The organism is Clostridium sp. JN-9, from assembly GCF_004103695.1.
In the GTDB taxonomy this organism is placed as follows: Bacteria; Bacillota; Clostridia; order Clostridiales; family Clostridiaceae; genus JN-9.
In genome coordinates this window covers 295818-315085 of record NZ_CP035280.1, presented here as the reverse complement: position 1 = coordinate 315085, position 19268 = coordinate 295818, and the positions used below count along the sequence as shown (strand labels likewise).

Here is a 19268-nt window from a genome sequence, read left to right as displayed (position 1 = left end):
TTTCCTCCTTTTTTATACAAAAATATAAATATATATTAAAAAAAGCAGTTAGGTTAATCCTAACTACTTTTTGTTCCTCTTTTAATTTGGGCATCTACTGGCTTGTAATAATCATTTGATATGAGCTCTGTAGAAATTACGCTGCCATTTTGTATGGTTTTCTTATACACTTTCACCCTGTATCCAGTAAAAGGCTTTTGAATAGTTTCTGTCTGACCAACTGGCATTGCAGGATCATCTATATATTTTACATTTGGCTGTATTGTTTCATATACATCATTATATATATCATAAGTTTTGCCTTTTAATGATGAATTTGAGTACACAGTAAAGCCCACATTTGCTCCATCCGCGCTGCCTGCTATATAAATTGGATAGCCTAGTGTATTAGTAAATTTATAATCCAGATTCCCATAATCTACAGTAGCATCCATTCCCAAACCTATATATGAAGAAGGAATAGTATGATGTGTTCTTTCCGTTGCTTTAACATTTGCCCTTAATATGGCATTATATAATGTAGTTGATACCTGGCAGATTCCTCCCCCATAATCATCTACTACCTGAGTTCCTACAATAACATGGGCTGATTGATAGCCTTTTTCTGCTGTTCTTTTTCCAAGCACTCCATTAAAACTAAATGTATCTCCAGGCATTAATACAGTACCATCAATTCCCCTTGTAGCTAATGCTATATTATTAGCTCTTTCCGAAGGAGATATACTGCCATAGTTTGTAGAAAAAGTAGAAATAGCAGTATCAATTGGTTTTAATTTCTCACTGGTAATCCTTGGCTGTACCTCTTCCGTTGCAGCCTGAATATTTACATCTGATCCTAAATCCCCATTTATACTGTTTAAAATATCCTTTTCAAGCTTATTATTTTGAAGCTTTATTCCTTTAGCTTCGGGATTTATTATAAATGATGATCCAGATATTTTCATTGAAGCATTTACAGGATCTTTATTAACACCCTTTTCTATTGTACTTACAATGTCTTTAACAGGCTTTGAGTCATAGGTAAATTTTAATTTAAAGTTTTCCACTGGAGATTTCTTTATTGTATTATATTTTGAGAAAAAAGATAAATCCTTCCCATAATTAAAAGCCTGGTTAACTACTTCATCAATATTGTATTTTGGACTAAGTTTGTTATAAGTTAATGTATAAGTTCCTTTTGAAGTTTTAATATTTATTTTCTTATTTGGTACAACATTGCTGAATTTTTCATTTAATAACTGGACAGCCTGTTCTTTTGTCTTTCCAGATAAGTCAGTGCCTTCTATTTTAACACCAGGATAAATTTTATTATTCCACGATTTAACGCTATTATTTATATGTGCCATATAAAATCCCACAGATCCAAAAACAATCAATACAGCTAATATTAGTGGAATTAATATCTTTTTGTTTTTCAAATATATCACCTCTTCTCATTAAATTATTATACTAAAAATAATTGTGTTTGTATATCATTTCCCATGGTTTTATCATTTATAAAATTATAACATTATGGTAAAATTAAGAAGTAAAGATTTATTTACAAATAAATTTATTTTATTTAGATTAGGGGTGTTTATATGAATTACGACGTGGAAAAAGTAAAAGAATATCTTGAAAGGATTTTGACTATACCAAGTCCTACAGGATATACTGCTAAAATTATGGACTATCTTAAAGGTGAGCTTTCCTCAATGAATATTCCATATAGAGCTACAAATAAAGGAGCTCTCATTGTTACTTTACCTGGGGAAAATCAGGATTATCAAAGGACATTATCTGCCCATGTTGATACACTTGGAGCTATGGTTAAAGGTATAAAAAGTAATGGTGCATTGTCTCTTGTTCCTATTGGCGGGTTTATGATGAACTCCATAGATGGAGAAAATTGTACTATTGTTACAATGGATAAAAAGGAATACAGCGGCACAATCCATACTATAAAGCCATCAGTACATATTAGCGGTGATGAGGCCAGAGAACTTAAAAGAACACCTGAAAATATGGAAGTAATAATAGATGAAAAGGTATTTAATTCTAAAGATACAGAAAAATTAGGAATTAATGTTGGAGATTTTATATGTTTTGATTCCAGAACAACTATTACAGAAAATGGTTTTATAAAAAGCAGGCATTTGGACGATAAAGCCAGTGTAGCTGTTTTGTTATATGCAATTAAATATATAAAAGAAAATAACATTAAGCTTCCTTATACCACAAATATATTTATCAGTAATTACGAAGAAGTAGGCCATGGTGCAAGCTATATTCCTGAGAACACTAAGGAATTTTTATCCGTGGATATGGGTGCACCAGGACTTACTCAGAATTCATCTGAATACAGTGTGTGCATATGTGCCAAGGATTCCTCGGGCCCATATGATTTAGATTTTAGAAATAAATTAGTTAATATATGCAAAGAAAATAATATTTCAAATAAAATAGACATTTACCCCTTTTATGGATCTGATGCTTCTGCAGTAGTTCGTGCAGGATGGGATGTTAAAACTGGTTTAATAGGTACTGGAGTATTTGCATCTCATGCTTATGAAAGAACTCATATAGATGGTGTCATGGCTACCTTAGATTTAGTAATTAAATATTGCCAGAGTAAATAAAATCAGGCATTCTTTATGAAAATTTATCATTCTCATAAAGAATGCCTTTTATACTATTTTCTAATCACTCTGGCTATGGATTCTTCAAAGGGTGGTTTTAATATTCCCACTTCAGTGATTATACCTGTAATATACTTATTTGGAGTTATATCAAAGGCTGGGTTGAAGGCTTCTGCCTTTGCAGGTGCTGTTCTAACCCCAAACAGTTCTTTTACCTCATTTTGATTTCTTTCTTCAATTTTTATTTCACTGCCATTTTTTAAATTTATGTCTATAGTTGAAAGGGGAGCAGCAATATAAAAAGGAATGCCATTTTCTTTTGCTAAAACAGCTACAGAATATGTACCGATTTTATTTGCGGTATCTCCATTTGAAGTTATTCTGTCTGCTCCTGTAATGACTAAATCGATTTTTCCAAGCTGCATAGCATAACCTGCCATATTATCACATAAAAGAGTTACTGGTATATTATCCTGCATCAGCTCCCAGCAGGTGAGCCTTGCTCCTTGAAGCAAAGGTCTTGTTTCATCAGCATACACATGTATTTGTTTCCCTGAGCTATAAGCAGCCCTTACCACTCCCAGTGCTGTTCCATATCCTGCAGTAGCAAGTGCTCCGGCATTGCAGTGAGTAAGAATGTTTGCTTTATCAGGTACAATTGTATTCCCATATCTGCCCATATCCTCATTGCACTTAATATCATATTTATAAATATCATTTGCTTCTTCAAGCAATGAATCCTTTATATATTCTCTATCATTACTGTTAATACTGTTAAATTTCTTTTCCATTTTATTTAATGCCCAAAATAAATTTACAGCTGTTGGCCTTGTTTCAGATAAATCTTTAATAGCTTTTTTTATAAAATTATTGTACTCCTCATGACTTTTACATTTTTCAGCTTCAATTGCAGCCAGGACTACACCATAGGCAGCAGAAACTCCTATTGCAGGTGCTCCCCTTACAGCCAGATCCTTTGTAGCCTTGCAGAGAGTACTATATTTACAGCATACTATATACTCTTCTTTTTCAGGCAGTTTAGTGCAGTCAATTAAAATCAATTTATTGTCCTTCCATTGAATAGTATTAAAATTCCCCATTTTTATCTCCCTCTTTAACTTTTAGATTAATTGTGAAATAATAAATATACAATATAAATTGGAGGTGTTATAATTGTCAAATGAAAAAAGCATAGAAAACGAAGTTGGTCAATTATTAATAAAAAAGCATTTAACTGTTTCAACTGCTGAATCCTGTACAGGAGGCCTTTTAGCAGCTGCTTTAATAAACTATCCCGGTATTTCCTCATGTTTTATGGAAGGTGCAGTAACTTACAGCAATGAGGCAAAAGTTAAAAGGTTAAATGTAAATATCAGCACCCTTGAGCAGTATGGTGCGGTAAGCGATGAAACTGCCAGAGAAATGGCTTATGGCATTGCCATGGCAGCTGGTACTGATATTGGTATATCTACAACAGGTATTGCCGGGCCAGGCGGCGGAACAAAAGAAAAGCCTGTGGGATTAGTTTATATTGGACTGTATATTAATAAAAAATTAATTTCAAAAAAGCTGAATTTATCTGGTACAAGACAAAGCATAAGGAGAGAAACTGTTAACATTGCACTTAATATGCTTAAACAGCAGCTGTCATTACAGGAAAATTAATTTTAATGTTCCTGTAATGATTTTTCTTTAAGAAAGTCAAAATTCTTCTCGCATAATTTTTCTATAGGGCACTTATCACATTGAGGCTTTCTTGATTTGCATATATTCCTGCCATGCCATATTAAATAATGATGAGAATCACTCCACATATCCCTAGGTATATTTTTCATTAATTGTTTTTCTACTTCCTCTGGTGTTTTTCCTTTTGCAAGCCCTATCCTGTTGGATACCCTGAATACATGGGTATCTACAGCAATGGCTGGTATTCCAAAAGCATTTGACATAACTACATTTGCAGTTTTTCTTCCCACACCTGGCAGCTTAATTAAATCATCCATATTACTTGGAACCTGACCATTATATCTTTCTATGATTTCCTTTGTGGTACCAAGTATATTTTTACTTTTATTCTTATAAAATCCACAGCTTTTAATCTTCTCTTCAAGCTGCTCCTGTGATAATTTTATCATTTTCTCAGGTGTATTATATTCCTTATATAACTCTGAAGTTATCATATTTACTCTCACATCAGTGCACTGAGCACTAAGAATAGTGGATATAAGAAGCTCATATGGCGATTTAAAATTAAGAGCACATTTTGCATCAGGATAGGTTTTACTTAAAATATCTAAAATGCTGTTAATTTTGTCTTTTTTCAATGTCCTCACCTCAAATTTATTTTATCACAAATCAATTCATTAATATAATTCTATATAAAATTAGGATGCTGTAATGTGGCATTACAACATCCTTAACTTATTTCTAATTATCTGACATCTAGTTTTTTCCTCAGTTTAGCCAGCATATCTTTTGTCATTGAATCCAAATCATATTCTGCCTTAAAGCCCCATTCTTCTTTAGCTGCACTATCATCCAGAGAATTTGGCCATGAGTCTGCAATAGCCTGTCTTACAGGATCTACATTATAATCCATTGTAAAATCTGGTATACACTTTTTTATGGATTCACAAATCTGCTCAGGTGCAAAGCTCATAGCTGTTATATTAAATGCATTTCTATGAATTAACTTTGCAGGATCAGCTTCCATAAGTGTTACAATGGCCTTTAATGCATCAGGCATATACATCATATCCATATAAGTACCCTTGTCTATATAACATGTATATTTATGATTTTTAATTGCCTCATAATATATATCTACTGCATAATCTGTGGTTCCTCCACCTGGAAGAGTTTCATAGGAAATAAGCCCTGGAAATCTTACTCCTCTGGTATCAACTCCAAATTTATAATTATAATAGTCACAAAGCAGCTCTCCTGATACCTTTGATACACCATACATTGTTTTTGGTCTCTGCAATGTATCCTGAGGTGTCTTATCCTTTGGTGTTGACGGGCCAAAGCATCCTATGGAACTTGGAGTGAAAAAGCTGCATTTTAATTCCCTGGCTACCTCAAGGGCATTAAATAATCCACCCATGTTTATATTCCAGGCCAATTGAGGCTTTGCCTCAGCCACAGCGGATAATAGTGCAGCCAGGTGTACTATTGTATCAACTTTATATTTTCTTGCCACATCTGCTATCTCATCAGGATGCATAACATCAACCATTTCAAATGGTCCTGATTTAACAACTTTACTTTCATCCTGTCTTCTTAAATCTGTTGCAATAACATTATCATTTCCATAAATACTTCTCATGTACATGGTTAATTCCGAACCAATTTGTCCTAGTGCTCCTGTTAGCATTATTCTTTTCATTATAGATACCCCCATAATTCAGTTAGTAGTTTTAAGTTTTGAGTTAAAAGTTAGTTATTTAGTTAAAAGTTAGTTATTTAGTTGAAAGTTAGTAATTTAGTTAATAGTTAAGCTTCAATTAGATTATTTTCATTTCTTTTCCTACCTTTTCATATATAGAAATGGCTTTATCCAGCATTTCCTTTGTGTGTGCTGCTGTTGGCATATTTCTAACTCTTGCAGTTCCTAATGGTACTGTTGGGAATACTATGGACTTTGCATAAACTCCTTCTTCAAAAAGTCTCTTGCTAAAGTGCTGAGCTGCTTCAGCATCACCAATAATACAAGGTGTAATAGGTGTTTCACTGTGTCCAATGTTAAAGCCTAATTCCTTTAACTGCTTCTTTAAGTACCTTCCATTTTCCCAAAGTTTATCTACAAGTTCTGTACTTTCAGATAAAATATTTAATGCTTCAATACATGCACCTGCTGCACCTGGTGTTAGTGATGTAGAAAATAAGAAAGGTCTTGCTCTGACTTTTAACCAGTCAATTAAATCCTGTGTACCTGCAACATATCCTCCCACTACACCAATGGCTTTTGATAAAGTACCAATCTGGAAATCTATTTTATCAGATAATCCAAAATACTTTACTGTGCCGGCTCCTTTTCCAAGAACTCCTGATCCATGAGCATCATCTACATATGTTATTAAATTTAACTCTTCAGCAATCTTTACAATTTCAGGCAGTTTGGCAATATCGCCGTCCATTGAGAAAACGCCATCAGTTATAACCATTATCTTGCCATATAATCCACTGTTTATTGCTTCCTGTGCCTTTTTCTTTAAATCCTCCATATCTGAATGTTTAAATCTGATTATTTTGGAACCGCTTAACCTGCATCCATCAATAATAGATGCATGATTTAGCTCATCTGATAATATGGCATCGTTTTTATTCATAACTGCAGAAATTGCTCCCATATTACAATTAAATCCAGACTGAAAAGCAATTGCTGCTTCTGTATGCTTAAATTTAGCAAGCTTTGCCTCCAGCTCTTCATGTATATCAAGAGTACCATTAATTGTTCTAACTGCACCTGCTCCTGCGCCATACTTTTTTGTTGCTTCAATTGTTGCATTTATTAATCTGGGATTAGTTGCTAATCCTAAATAATTATTAGATGAAAGATTAATAAACTCCTTTCCGTCAATGCGGATAATAGCTCCATTAGCACCTTGCAGCGGGTTAATCTGATTGTAAAGTCCCTTGCTTTTAAGGTCCTCTAAACCTTCCTTTAAAAATTTCTCCAATGATTTACTTCCCATTTCAATTCCTCCCTAATAAAATTATTATTATATATCTGTTATTATAGATTATATAAAATGAAGCAATTTGTTTATACTAAAAATAAAATGACATAATACTTTCATTTTATATATAGTATTCTCTATTAATTGAAAAAATCCTCTCCACTTTTTGAATTATTGAATAAATTTAAATATGTGAAATATTTAAAATTTAAATAAATGCAATAAGAAACTCTAATAGTAATTTATTAGAGTTCTTGTAACTTAATTCCTTATCTTATTTATATACTCCCTTATATTTATCAGGCAGCAGATTTGCTATTTGTTTCATAAAATATGTTACACATCTATTTTCATATGTATGCTTTTCTTCCTTAGGCTCTCTTTCCGGTATTCCAATTTTATCCCCAATTGTAACAGTAACATCTGCATAATTGAATTTTTCAGCACCCATATCGGATTTGTTGATTGGTAAAAGATTTTCAGTACCTGTTACAGCCACAGGTACAATATCAGCCTTTGAAAGTTTGGCAATTAAAAATACTCCTCTTTTGGCTTCAATGAGGCTTGCAGACCTGCTTCTTGTTCCCTCCGGAAATATAAGTATATTTTTACCTTCTTTTAAAGTTTTTATTATTTTTGATATAGCATCTTTATCTGCAGAATTTGGTTTTATGGGAATAGTCTTAGTTATATTTACGCCTAAATTTGTAAGAGGTGTATTTGAAAGCTTTACCCCTGCCACAAAGGTTAAATCCTTTTCTTTCATAACCTTATTTAATACCAAAGCATCTGAATTACTTAAATGATTGCAAATATATAAAGTGGGACTCGGGAAATCAGATAACTTCTCCTTTCCACTCACTTTTATATTTGCATATTTTTTAATATAGCCATTTAGTAACTTATTGGATAAGCATCGCAAAAGCCCTTTAGGCAAATGAGCTATTATTTTAACTAATGCGGGAGAAATCATATTTGTATTCCACCTTTCATTTAAAACAAATTATATACCCTCTATAAAAATTTGTGTATATATAAATTATAAATTGAAAAGCTTTAAAAGTCTATTATTATAATCCTTTACATATGGTGAATTTACCTTATCAATGCCATGGAAGGCACCATATTTTGGGATATAATTAATTAATGCATTTCTTTTCAGCACATTTTTCCCTCTCCAGCCGCAGGATGTAATTTTATATTTTTCATTAAAATCCTTATTATCCATCATAATTATCTGTTCCAGGTTTATGTTTTCCATATACTCAAATGGTTTAAATCCTTCTAAATTTGAAAATTTAATATTTTTATTAAATGGGCACTCCATTTGACAGCTGTCACATCCAAATATCCTTCCATTTAATTTTTTAAACCATTTGTCTTCTATATGCTTTTTCTGAGTAATATAGGATAAACATATATTAGGATTACATTGTTTCTCATTTATTGATGCTGTAGGGCACTTACTGAAACACTTATTACAATGTCCACAGCTTATATTTAACTGTCTGCTTTCTTCTAATTCAAGATCAGTAATTATTTCCCCTAAAAATACAAAGGATCCATACTTTTCAGTTATAATCATATTGTTCTTTCCGATAAATCCAATTCCACTAAGCTTTGCAATATATCTTTCCGGAAGTGGATTGCTGTCTGCAAAGGCTGATGCTGTTCCCCCCATATCCTTAATAAAGTCTGATATTTTATCTAAATAACTTTTTATTACTTTATGATAGTCCTCTCCTCTGGTGTACCTTGAAAAGTAAAATTCTCCATTAGGCCGCAGATTATAAATATAGGGAAAGGCAATAGAGATTATTGTCTTTCCCTGGTTCATCAGCAAATTTGGATTTATCCTTTTGTTTATATCTTTTTCCTCGAACTCATTTTCTAAATTTATATTCTTTCTATATTCAAAAAAACTCTCTAATTCCCAAAATACCCTGCACTTTGTAAATCCCACTAAATCTAATCCTAAGCTGTTACAAAACTTTATTATTTCTTCCTTTTTATCCACTCTGCTCACCCTTATTTATATTACCATATCATTATAGATTTTTTTAACATTACCCTTATAATCCTTTAGTTCTATTACTGAACCCAATTTAGGATAAACTATTCTGGCAGGTACGCCAACTGCAGTTGTTCCAGAGGGAACATCTTTTAATACTACTGCATTAGCTCCAACTTTTGAATTGTCACCTATATATATAGGTCCTAACACCTTTGCACCGCTTCCTATAATAACATTATTCCCAACAGTAGGATGTCTCTTTCCTTTTTCTTTTCCCGTTCCTCCTAAAGTTACACCATGATATAGTGTAACATTATCGCCGATTTCTGCGGTTTCACCTATTACTACTCCCATACCATGATCAATAAATAATCCTTTACCTATTATAGCCCCAGGATGAATTTCTATTCCAGTAAAGAATCTTGCTAACTGAGAAATTAACCTTGCTAAGAAAAACATTTTAGCATTATATAACCTGTGAGCTATTCTATAGGCTATTAAAGCATGAAAGAAAGGATAAAGCAGCATTATCTCTAATGTGCTTCTGGCTGATGGATCATTTTTAATGGCATTTTGCAAATCATACCTTATAGTTTTAAACAAATTGTATCACCTCATAAAGCATATATTAATCGTAAAGTCCTGCTGAAATATACTTTTCTCCTCCATCAGGAGCTACAGTAACAACCTTCTTACCACTGCCAAGCTTTTTAGCTATTTTTACAGCTGCTGCAATATTAGCACCGGAAGATATTCCAATTAAAATTCCTTGTTCTCTCCCTACTAATCTGGCATAATGATATGCTTCCTCATTAGATATTGTTAAAATAGAATCTATAACTTTTTCATCATATACATCAGGTACAAAACCTGCGCCTATACCTTGAATTTTGTGCGGCCCTGGCTGTCCTCCGCTTAGTACTGGTGAGGATTCCGGCTCTACAGCAACAATTTCTACAGAATTTAATTTTTCCTTTAACTTTCTTCCAACACCAGTTATTGTTCCTCCAGTTCCTACTCCGGCAGTAAATGCCTGAAATTCTGGAATTTCCTTTAAAATTTCATCAGCTGTAGTTTCATAATGTTTTGCAGGATTGGATTCATTGGAGAATTGCTGCGGCACGAAATATCCCTTATTTTCTTTTACTAATTCTTCAGCTTTTTGAATTGCTCCTTTCATTCCCTTTGAGCCCTGTGTCAATACCAGTTCAGCTCCATATGCCTTTATAAGGCTTCTTCTTTCAACGGTCATTGTATCCGGCATAACAATTATTACTTTATATCCCTTTAATCTTCCTACTAAAGCTAATCCAATACCTGTATTTCCGCTTGTTGGCTCAACAATTACTGAATCTGGTTTTAATAAGCCCTTCTTTTCAGCATCCTCAATCATACCTAAAGCTATTCTATCCTTAATACTTCCGCCTGGATTATATTTTTCAAGCTTTACATATATATCTGCAGTGTTTTCACCAAAAGCCCTGTTCAATTTCAGCATAGGTGTGTTGCCTATCAAATCTAATGCATTATCATAAATCATAATCTAATCCTCCAAAATAAATTCTATTAATTTTCTTTTTTAACTTTACAAGTTTTATTTAAAACCAGTTTCAAGCGGCCTACTTAATTATTAATTCTAAATAAAACAAAAAACCCCATCTCCACATTATAGAGACGAAGTTATATTCGCGGTTCCACTCTAATTAGATTTAAAAAAATCTCACTTAATCAAGCACAGCGCTATGCTCTATCACTATAACGGATGATTCCGTTGCAGCCTACTATAATTTCGGTGCACTACTCCAAAGGGCACTTCTTATAAACTTTCTATGGAAATCATCTCAGCATAAGATTTCCTCTCTGTATATTCCATTTACAATACTTTCCTTTTTCTAAGTATTTCCGAGTGTTTTACTATGAATTATATTTTTATTATATGCCATTTTTAAAATTTGTCAACTTTTTTAATAAATTTTTTTAAAGAAAGCCTTGGCATATATTGTAAACTATAAAAATATATTATATTATAACAACTTTATAAATAATAAAAAACTTATCTAAAAGGGGGGTAAAGTGTGTTATCTAAAAAGTTTTTAGGGATTATAACAGCTGTATTCATGCTAACTGGTGCTGGGGGAGGTTCCTCAGCAATGGTTCAAAACTATTCTTCTTCGAAACAGGCCTACTCCGCAGAACAAGGCTTGGAAAGCACAGGTAGTCCTGTAGATTTATCTATTGCAAATGAAGAAAGAGTTATTCAAATGCTTAAAAATGAAGGTAAAATTCCAAAGAATGCAACCTATGAAGAAGCACAAAAAGTCTATTCGAAATATATGCAGGATAAAGCTAAATCAAATCAAAAAATTCAGCCTTCAAAGATGGACAGAGATCTTATGGCTAAGCAAAATCAAAAGGTTCAAAAGTATAAGTTTGATCAAAGCAAGCCGGATACTAATCCTAAGAATGTTAATGTTTTAGTTTTATTGGTTGATTATCAGGATTATAAGCACAACAACATTCAACCAGAGGAAACTGATATGTATTACAAGGATTACACTTTACAGCATTATCAGGATATGCTGTTTGGCGATAAAGGCTATAAGGGACCCAACGGAGAGAATCTTATATCTGCAAAGCAGTACTATGCACAGCAGTCAGGTGGAAGTCTTGATTTTGAAGGGAAAGTTGCTGGATGGTATACATTACCTAATACAGCAGCATATTATGGAGCATCTAATGGATCATCTAATGATATAAGGCCAAGAAATGCTGTTGCAGATGCACTTAAGGAAGCAGCAAAAGATCCTAAATTAAATCTTGCTGATTTTGATAAAGAAGATATATATGACATAGATGGTGATGGAAACTATAATGAGCCAGATGGCATCATAGATTACCTGATGGTTTTACACGCTGGTGTTGGTGAAGAAGCTGGCGGTGGAAGCTTAGGAAGTAATGCAATTTGGTCACACAGCTGGGATTTAGGCGGTGTTTATCCAATTCCAGGAACAAAAACTGATGTTACTAACTGGGGTGGAAAACTTGGTGCTTATCATTATACTATAGAACCGGAAGATGGAGCAACCGGTGTATTTGCTCACGAATTTGGTCATAACCTGGGATTACCAGATGAATACGATACTATTTATAGTTCAGGTACTTCAATAGGGGAACCAATATCCTACTGGTCAATAATGTCAGCAGGAAGCTGGGGAGGAACTATTCCTGGAGCTGAACCTACAGGCTTCAGTCCATATGCTAAGCAAATGTTCCAAGCTCTTTATGGCGGGAATTGGCAGAAACAAGTTACTTTAGATTTTAATAAGTTAACAAATGCAGGTGCACGTGTAAACTTAAGACAAGCAGACGAGCAAGGTCAGGCTGTAAGGATTAATCTTCCTGATAAAGCTCATGTAATAGCTACTCCTACAAGCGGAAAGTATGCGTATTGGGGTGGCAAAGGGCAGGATGGAACTCCATTAAAGACTAATATGACTGCAAAAGTTGATCTGACTGGCAAAGCTGCAGCAACACTTAAATTTAAGACCTGGTACGATATAGAAGAAGGCTGGGACTATGCTTCAGTACAAGCTAGAGAAGCTGGGACAACTGACTGGACTTATCTTAAAGGGAATATTACAACTACTGATGGAGACCCTGATAGAGCAGTAAATATACCTAATGGCATTACCGGCACTTCTAATGGCTGGAAAGATGGAACATTTGATTTAAGTGCTTTTGCTGGTAAAAATATAGAACTTAAATTTGAATATGAGACAGACAAGTACAGCTTTGGTGCTGGCTTCTATGTTGATGATATTCAAGTAATTAACGATAAAAATGTAGTTTTATCAGATAATGCTGAAGGAACTTCCAGCTTTACATTAAATGGTTTTACAAGAAATACAGGTACCATAATTGCACCTAATTATTATCTTGTTGAGTGGAGAAACCATCACGGCGTTGATACCAGCCTTGCTCACATAAGTACACTGGGGCAGAATTTATCCTATGATCCTGGAATGGTAGTTTGGTATGTTGATGATTATTACACTGACAACTGGACAGGAAATCATCCTGGAGAAGGATACCTTGGTATTGTTGATGCAGATCAGCATAGTGTTGTATGGCAGTACACTGATCCAAGCAAGAAACCAATGCTGGCAAGCGGAAAATTCCAAATGCATGATGCTGCCTTTAGCAAGGATAAGGAAGCAGTACTTACAATAAACACAAACACGGCTTTAGGAAGATCACCAGTAGATAGCTATAGATTCACAGAACCAAGCTTTAATGACAGCAGGAATTATTACAATAACGAGATACCGGCTTTAGGCAGAAATATACCTCATTTAGGCTTAAAGATTCAAATAACTAATCAGGCATCTGATAATAGTTCTGCAAGCTTAGTAATTAAAAAATAATAATATGTAATTATGTACCTATAAGGTGTCTAAAATAGATGCCCTATAGGTACATTTAGAATAAGAAGCTATTTCATTTACCCGCATAATCTTTATTTGCAAAATCTGTGCTTTCCAATAATTTTAATAAGAGGTCTGCTCCATATCCATGAACTTGTTGCTGTGGCAGGATTAAAATAATAAATAGCGCCTCCAGAGGGATCCCATCCATTCAGTGCATCCCTGGCAGCGTTTATGGAACTCTGCTGAAGATTTGATTCTATCTGACCATCAACAGTAGCTGTAAAGGCTCCCGGCTGATATATAACACCGGCAACTGTCCTTGGAAATTTAGCATCTCTTGTTCTGTTTAAAACCACTGCTCCCACTGCTACCTGACCTTCATATGGCTCCCCTCTTGCCTCACCGTTAATTAATTTTGCTAAAAGCATCAAATCTGAATTATTTGCATTATATGAGCTTCCAGTATTGCCTGAACCAGCTCCAGTGTTAATTCCCAATGCCTGAAGAGTTGAATTTCCTGAAATTCCGTCTGCCTTCAATCCATTGCTGCTTTGAAAATACCTTACAGCTATATTTGTCTTATATCCATAAATTCCATCAACACTTCCGTTATAGTATCCCCATGCTTTCAGCCTTCTTTGTATTTCCATAACAGCGTCTCCTCTGGAACCATAATAGTATGTAACAGCTCCAACAGGATTAACAAATTTGGCTGTATATAAATCAGTTATAAAGTACGTGCACAATATAATCATTAAATATAAAATTATCCTCTTCCAGCCAAAAAGTTTTTTTATCATTCACACACACCTCTTTTACCAACTAAATAGATTTCAAAGCAAATCATATAATTGATTCTATTTTGTGTATGTAAGCAATAAAAAATACATTAAAGTTTAGTTTTGTATTACAAAAAATTCATTATAAAAGCTAATAAAGTAAGTACTACTATTAATACAACAGTGGCTTTAGAAATAAAATTCTGCATCCTGGTATTAACATAGTCCCCCATTACTTCTTTATCATTAACTAATTTAATCATAAATATTAAAACTACAGGGCATAAAACTCCTGCAACCTGCTGAGTAATAAGAATTATTGAAATAAGTGATACCTTTGGCAGTAAAACAATTATTGCACTTGCTAAAAGCATAAATAAAAATAATGAAAAAAATACCGGTGCTTCTTTAATCTTATTATCCAGTCCGCTTTCAAAGCCAAAAGCTTCACATACCGCATAGGCAGTTGATAATGGTATTATGCAGCAGGCTAAAAATGATGCCCCGAAAAGTCCTATAGCGAACAATATAAATGAATAATTTCCTGCCAAAGGCTTTAAAGCCAGCGCTGCATCCTGAGCTGAAGTAATATTAATTCCAGCCTTATGTAGTGTTTCAGCAGTACATACAGTAATAAAAAGTGCAGTCAGGATCCCCCAGAATGTTCCAAGGTATACATCCATCTTTTCATATTTATATTCTTTCAATGAAATTCCCTTATCAACCACTGAAGACTGCAGATAGAACTGCATATATGGAGTAATAGTAGTACCAACCATTCCTATTAAAACAAGAAAATAGTTTTTATCAAAATCAGCTTTGGGATGAAATACATTGGAAATTACTGAGTTCCAATCTGGTTTTAACATAAATGCAGTTATAACATAACTGAAGAATGTAAGAGTCAATATTAAAAATACCTTCTCTGCCTTAGAATAAGTTCCTTTGGTAAGTAAAAGCCATATAAGCAGCGTAAAAAAAGGAATAGTAATATATTTGCTTATTTTAAACAGTTCCAAGCTTGCAGCTATACCCGCAAAGTCTCCTATGCAAACTCCAAGATTTGCAATAAGCAGAATAAGCATTGCAAAAAAAGCCCATCTTACTCCAAATCTTTCCCTGATTAAGTCAGATAATCCCTTACCTGTAACAACTGCCATTCTGGCATTCATTTCCTGAACAACTGCAAGTCCAATGGCAATGGCAAACATTCCCCACAGCATTGAATATCCATACTGAGCCCCAACTGCAGAGTAAGTTGTAACACCGCCTGCATCATTTCCCGCATTAGCTGTAATTATTCCCGGCCCTATAATGCTTAATATCATAAATATTTTCTTTTTTGCTTTCATTTATATTCCTTCCCTCTTAGACTACCTTTTTAAATCTTTTTCTCCAAGTTGGTACAAGTATATCTTCCACAATATCATTCATAATAATTATTCCGCATAATTTTTTATTTTTATCTATTACTGGTAGAGAAAGAAGGTCATATTTAACAGCTATTTCAATAGCATCTTCTATATAGTCACTATCTTCTATTGAAATAACTTCTGTACTCATTATATCTTTTATTTTGCAGCTGCTTTCCGCCATAATTAAATCTCTTAAGGATATTACACCCTGAAGCCTTTCTTCTTCGTCAACTATAAAAATGTAATGCATAACTTCTTCTTCAGGCTTTATTTCTCTAAGCAGTTCAATGGTTTCTCCTACTGTAATATTTATATTAAAGGATATAAAATCCTTATTCATAATGCTTCCAACAGTTTCATCTTCATATAGCATAAGGCTTCTAACCTGATCTGCATCGTCTTTTTCCATATTTAAAAGAATTCTTTCAGCTACTTCTTCGTCAACTTCATCTAATATATCAGCTATTTCATCATTTGGCATATTATCAAGAACCTCTGATGTTTTGGACTGGCTGAGGCTTTCAATAATGTCCGCCTGAAATTCAGGATCAATTTCCTCTAATGTGTCAGCGGCTAAATTTTCATCCAGGCTTTCAAATACTTTCTTTCTATAGTTTATATCCATTTCCTCTAAAATATCCGCCAAATCAGCGGGATGAAGTTTAGAAAGCTTTTTATAGGGTACTGATAATTTTAAATTATCATTGATCATTTCAAGGGATTCCACATTATCCCACATTATTAAACTATCAGCTGGTTTGATTTTTAAGAGTTTGTAAACATCTTTAAATAACTTTTCGGCTCCAAGTCTTCTTCCAAGGGCCATAATGCCAGTATCAACTGCAATTACTCTTAATTCCCCCGCGATTTCCGCAATTCTCAGATCATTAACCCTTACCAGTTTTTTCCCGTTTATATCCACTATCTGTCTATCCAGAAGATGCTTAGATAAAAGATATGAATACTTCCTTAGCATTATCTCCCTTGCTTCACTGCACTTTATTACAATTTTCCCATTGTCGTTATAGAAATTTATATTCTTAAATTCGTAATTAAACATTTCGCCATCTTTTTTAATTTTATAAGCTATTGCTCTTGGTAATCCTTCTTCAGTAGTAACATATATGTCATAAAGTTTACCAATGGATTCCCCAAATTCGTCATAAACTTTCTTATAGAGAACATTGCTCAAAAAGAAATTATATGCTTTTTCCATAAAAAGTTCCTCCTTCTTTGCAGAGGAACTTATAATTTTATAAATTAAAATAGATAATGTCCCTCTGTATACTATTATTCAATTTTTCTTTAAAAATAAACCGACCACCATAAGGGCCACTTTCCATTTAAAGCTCACCACCTTAAAAATTTTACATTTTAATTATAACCTACTTTATAAGAATTTTGTAATGCAAAATTCTTATATTGTGTTAATATAATGACATGACTAAAATTAAAAGTTTATTAAGGAATGGAGATTTTAAAAATTGATTAACACTTTTCTTCCAGTATCAAAAGAAGATTTAAAAAATAGGGGTATTGACCAGCTTGACTTTATACTTATTACAGGAGATGCTTACGTAGATCATCCATCCTTTGGAGCCGCAATCATAGGAAGAACTCTTGAAAGCCAGGGATTTACCGTTGGAATAATTGCACAGCCTGATTGGTCTGACACAAAGGATTTTATTAAATTAGGAAAGCCTAAACTTGGATTTTTAATTAATTCGGGTAATATTGATTCAATGGTTAATCACTATACTGCAGCTAAGAAGAAAAGACATGATGATTTATACTCACCAGGCGGTGAAGCTGGTCACAGGCCTGACAGAGCAGTAATAGTTTATTGTAACAGGGCCAGAGAAGCATATAAGGATGTGCCTATAATTATTGGAGGAATCGAAGCCAGCCTTAGAAGATTTGCCCATTATGACTATTGGGAGGATAAAATAAGAAGAAGTATTTTACTTGATTCCAAAGCAGATTTATTAGTTTACGGCATGGGTGAAAAGACAATAATCCAAGTAGCTGAACTTTTAAAGTATGGAATGAAAATATCCAGTATTACAGATGTAAGAGGAACAGTTTATCTATCTAAGGATACAGCAAACATTAAAGATTTTATTGAAGCTCCTTCTTATGAACAGTGTGTGGAAGATAAAATAGAATATGCTGACAGCTACAAAATAGAATACTTTGAGCAGGATGCCATAAATGGTAAAACCATAGTTCAAAAGCATGGTGATCACTACATTATTCAAAATCCTCCTCAATATCCTTTAACTGAGGAAGAAATGGATCTGGTATATTCGCTGCCTTATGCAAGAACTTATCATCCAATGTATGAAGCTAAAGGAGGAATACCAGCTATTAAGGAGGTCGAATTCTCAATTACAAGTCACAGAGGCTGCTTTGGTGCCTGTTCATTTTGTGCTTTAACATTTCATCAGGGAAGAACTATTCAGCACAGAACACAGGAATCTATACTTAAAGAAGTGAAGATTATGACTGAATTACCAGACTTTAAAGGCTATATTCATGACGTAGGAGGACCTACTGCCAACTTTAGGCACAGAGCTTGTAAAATACAGGAGAAATCAGGAGTTTGCAAAAACAGACAATGTATATTCCCAACACCATGTAAAAACTTAATAGTAGACCACTCAGAATATCTGAGTTTATTAAGAAAAATAAGAAAAGTTCCTGGAGTTAAAAAAGTATTTATACGTTCTGGTATACGTTTTGATTATTTAATATATGACAAGGATGATACATTTTTTAAAGAACTATGCAAATATCATATTAGCGGTCAGTTAAAGGTTGCTCCTGAGCACATAAATGATAGGGTTTTAAAACAAATGGGAAAGCCAAAAATGGAAGTCTACGAAAAATTTACGAAAAAATATTTCAGCATAAATAAAGAACTTGGCAAGAAGCAGTATTTGGTACCATATTTAATGAGCAGTCATCCAGGCAGTGATTTAAATGCTTCCATTGAATTAGCACAGTACATAAAAACTATGGGATATACTCCGGAACAGGTTCAGGATTTTTATCCTACTCCTGGAAGTCTATCCACCACTATTTATTACAGCGGTATTAATCCTGTAACAGGTGAAAAGGTGTATGTGCCTAAATCCCAAAAAGAAAAGAACATGCAGAGAGCCCTTTTACAATTCGGCATGCCAAAGAACTATAAAATTGTAAAAGAGGCACTTATTTCAGCCCATAGAGAAGATTTAATAGGCAGCAGTTCAAAGTGCTTAATCGGGAATGTTCCGCCAAGGCCTTTTAATAATAAAAGAAAAAATAAATCTAAAAAAAACAATAGATAAT

15 protein-coding genes, 1 pseudogene and 1 other annotated feature are annotated in these 19268 nt (G+C 33.6%); of the genes and pseudogenes, 4 read left to right on the top strand and 12 right to left on the bottom strand.

What is annotated here, in order from left to right; genetic code table 11:
* Positions 1 to 59 precede the first annotated feature (59 nt).
* Positions 60 to 1418 carry a VanW family protein gene (locus EQM05_RS01555; RefSeq protein ID WP_128748291.1) on the bottom strand — a complete coding sequence of 453 codons (1359 nt, stop codon included), beginning with the start codon at positions 1416 to 1418 and terminating at the stop codon, positions 60 to 62.
* A 162-nt stretch (positions 1419 to 1580) separates the two neighbouring features.
* Between EQM05_RS01555 and EQM05_RS01550 the strand changes: the two genes are divergently transcribed.
* Positions 1581 to 2618, top strand: coding sequence for a M42 family metallopeptidase (locus EQM05_RS01550; RefSeq protein ID WP_128748289.1), 1038 nt, complete (start codon positions 1581 to 1583; stop codon positions 2616 to 2618).
* 53 nt (positions 2619 to 2671) lie between these two features.
* On the opposite strand, the gene mtnA is transcribed toward EQM05_RS01550, so the two are convergent.
* A complete protein-coding gene (gene mtnA, locus EQM05_RS01545; protein WP_128748287.1) occupies positions 2672 to 3718 on the bottom strand; it encodes an S-methyl-5-thioribose-1-phosphate isomerase in 1047 nt (348 codons plus the stop codon).
* An 82-nt stretch (positions 3719 to 3800) separates the two neighbouring features.
* Between mtnA and EQM05_RS01540 the strand changes: the two are divergent.
* Positions 3801 to 4283 (top strand): annotated as a pseudogene (locus EQM05_RS01540) (nicotinamide-nucleotide amidohydrolase family protein); the annotation flags it as partial.
* A 2-nt stretch (positions 4284 to 4285) separates the two neighbouring features.
* Here EQM05_RS01540 and nth read toward each other — a convergent pair.
* The 7 genes from nth to cysK all read right to left on the bottom strand — a co-directional run bounded on the left by nth (position 4286) and on the right by cysK (position 10854).
* Positions 4286 to 4942: an endonuclease III gene (gene nth, locus EQM05_RS01535; protein WP_128748283.1), complete on the bottom strand. Its 657-nt coding sequence runs from the start codon at positions 4940 to 4942 to the stop codon at positions 4286 to 4288.
* Positions 4943 to 5049: 107 nt separating this feature from the next.
* A complete protein-coding gene (locus EQM05_RS01530; RefSeq protein WP_128748281.1) occupies positions 5050 to 6006 on the bottom strand; it encodes an L-threonine 3-dehydrogenase in 957 nt (318 codons plus the stop codon).
* Between the two features lie 118 nt (positions 6007 to 6124).
* Complete coding sequence (locus EQM05_RS01525; RefSeq protein ID WP_128748279.1) at positions 6125 to 7315, bottom strand: glycine C-acetyltransferase; 1191 nt, start codon at positions 7313 to 7315, stop codon at positions 6125 to 6127.
* A gap of 259 nt (positions 7316 to 7574) precedes the next feature.
* A complete protein-coding gene (locus EQM05_RS01520; RefSeq protein ID WP_128748277.1) occupies positions 7575 to 8273 on the bottom strand; it encodes a lysophospholipid acyltransferase family protein in 699 nt (232 codons plus the stop codon).
* A 66-nt stretch (positions 8274 to 8339) separates the two neighbouring features.
* A complete protein-coding gene (gene queG, locus EQM05_RS01515; RefSeq protein WP_128748275.1) occupies positions 8340 to 9317 on the bottom strand; it encodes a tRNA epoxyqueuosine(34) reductase QueG in 978 nt (325 codons plus the stop codon).
* A 15-nt stretch (positions 9318 to 9332) separates the two neighbouring features.
* On the bottom strand, positions 9333 to 9917 hold the full coding sequence (gene epsC, locus EQM05_RS01510) for a serine O-acetyltransferase EpsC (RefSeq protein WP_164917161.1): 585 nt from the start codon (positions 9915 to 9917) through the stop codon (positions 9333 to 9335).
* Positions 9918 to 9942: 25 nt separating this feature from the next.
* A complete protein-coding gene (gene cysK / locus EQM05_RS01505) occupies positions 9943 to 10854 on the bottom strand; it encodes a cysteine synthase A (RefSeq protein ID WP_128748273.1) in 912 nt (303 codons plus the stop codon).
* 127 nt (positions 10855 to 10981) lie between these two features.
* Positions 10982 to 11218: a binding site (T-box leader), on the bottom strand.
* A gap of 171 nt (positions 11219 to 11389) precedes the next feature.
* Between cysK and EQM05_RS01500 the strand changes: the two genes are divergently transcribed.
* Positions 11390 to 13738 carry an immune inhibitor A domain-containing protein gene (locus EQM05_RS01500; protein WP_164917160.1) on the top strand — a complete coding sequence of 783 codons (2349 nt, stop codon included), beginning with the start codon at positions 11390 to 11392 and terminating at the stop codon, positions 13736 to 13738.
* A gap of 92 nt (positions 13739 to 13830) precedes the next feature.
* Here EQM05_RS01500 and sleB read toward each other — a convergent pair whose 3' ends face one another.
* The 3 genes from sleB to EQM05_RS01485 all read right to left on the bottom strand — a co-directional run bounded on the left by sleB (position 13831) and on the right by EQM05_RS01485 (position 17151).
* Positions 13831 to 14541, bottom strand: coding sequence for a spore cortex-lytic enzyme (gene sleB / locus EQM05_RS01495; RefSeq protein WP_128748271.1), 711 nt, complete (start codon positions 14539 to 14541; stop codon positions 13831 to 13833).
* Positions 14542 to 14648: 107 nt separating this feature from the next.
* Positions 14649 to 15872, bottom strand: coding sequence for an Nramp family divalent metal transporter (locus EQM05_RS01490; protein WP_128748269.1), 1224 nt, complete (start codon positions 15870 to 15872; stop codon positions 14649 to 14651).
* Between the two features lie 16 nt (positions 15873 to 15888).
* Positions 15889 to 17151, bottom strand: coding sequence for a CBS domain-containing protein (locus EQM05_RS01485; protein ID WP_128748267.1), 1263 nt, complete (start codon positions 17149 to 17151; stop codon positions 15889 to 15891).
* A 268-nt stretch (positions 17152 to 17419) separates the two neighbouring features.
* Here EQM05_RS01485 and EQM05_RS01480 point away from each other — a divergent pair, with 268 nt between their 5' ends.
* Entirely contained in the window at positions 17420 to 19267 is a 1848-nt protein-coding gene (locus EQM05_RS01480; protein WP_128748265.1) for a YgiQ family radical SAM protein, read from the top strand.
* The last annotated feature ends 1 nt before the right edge of the window (position 19268 follow it).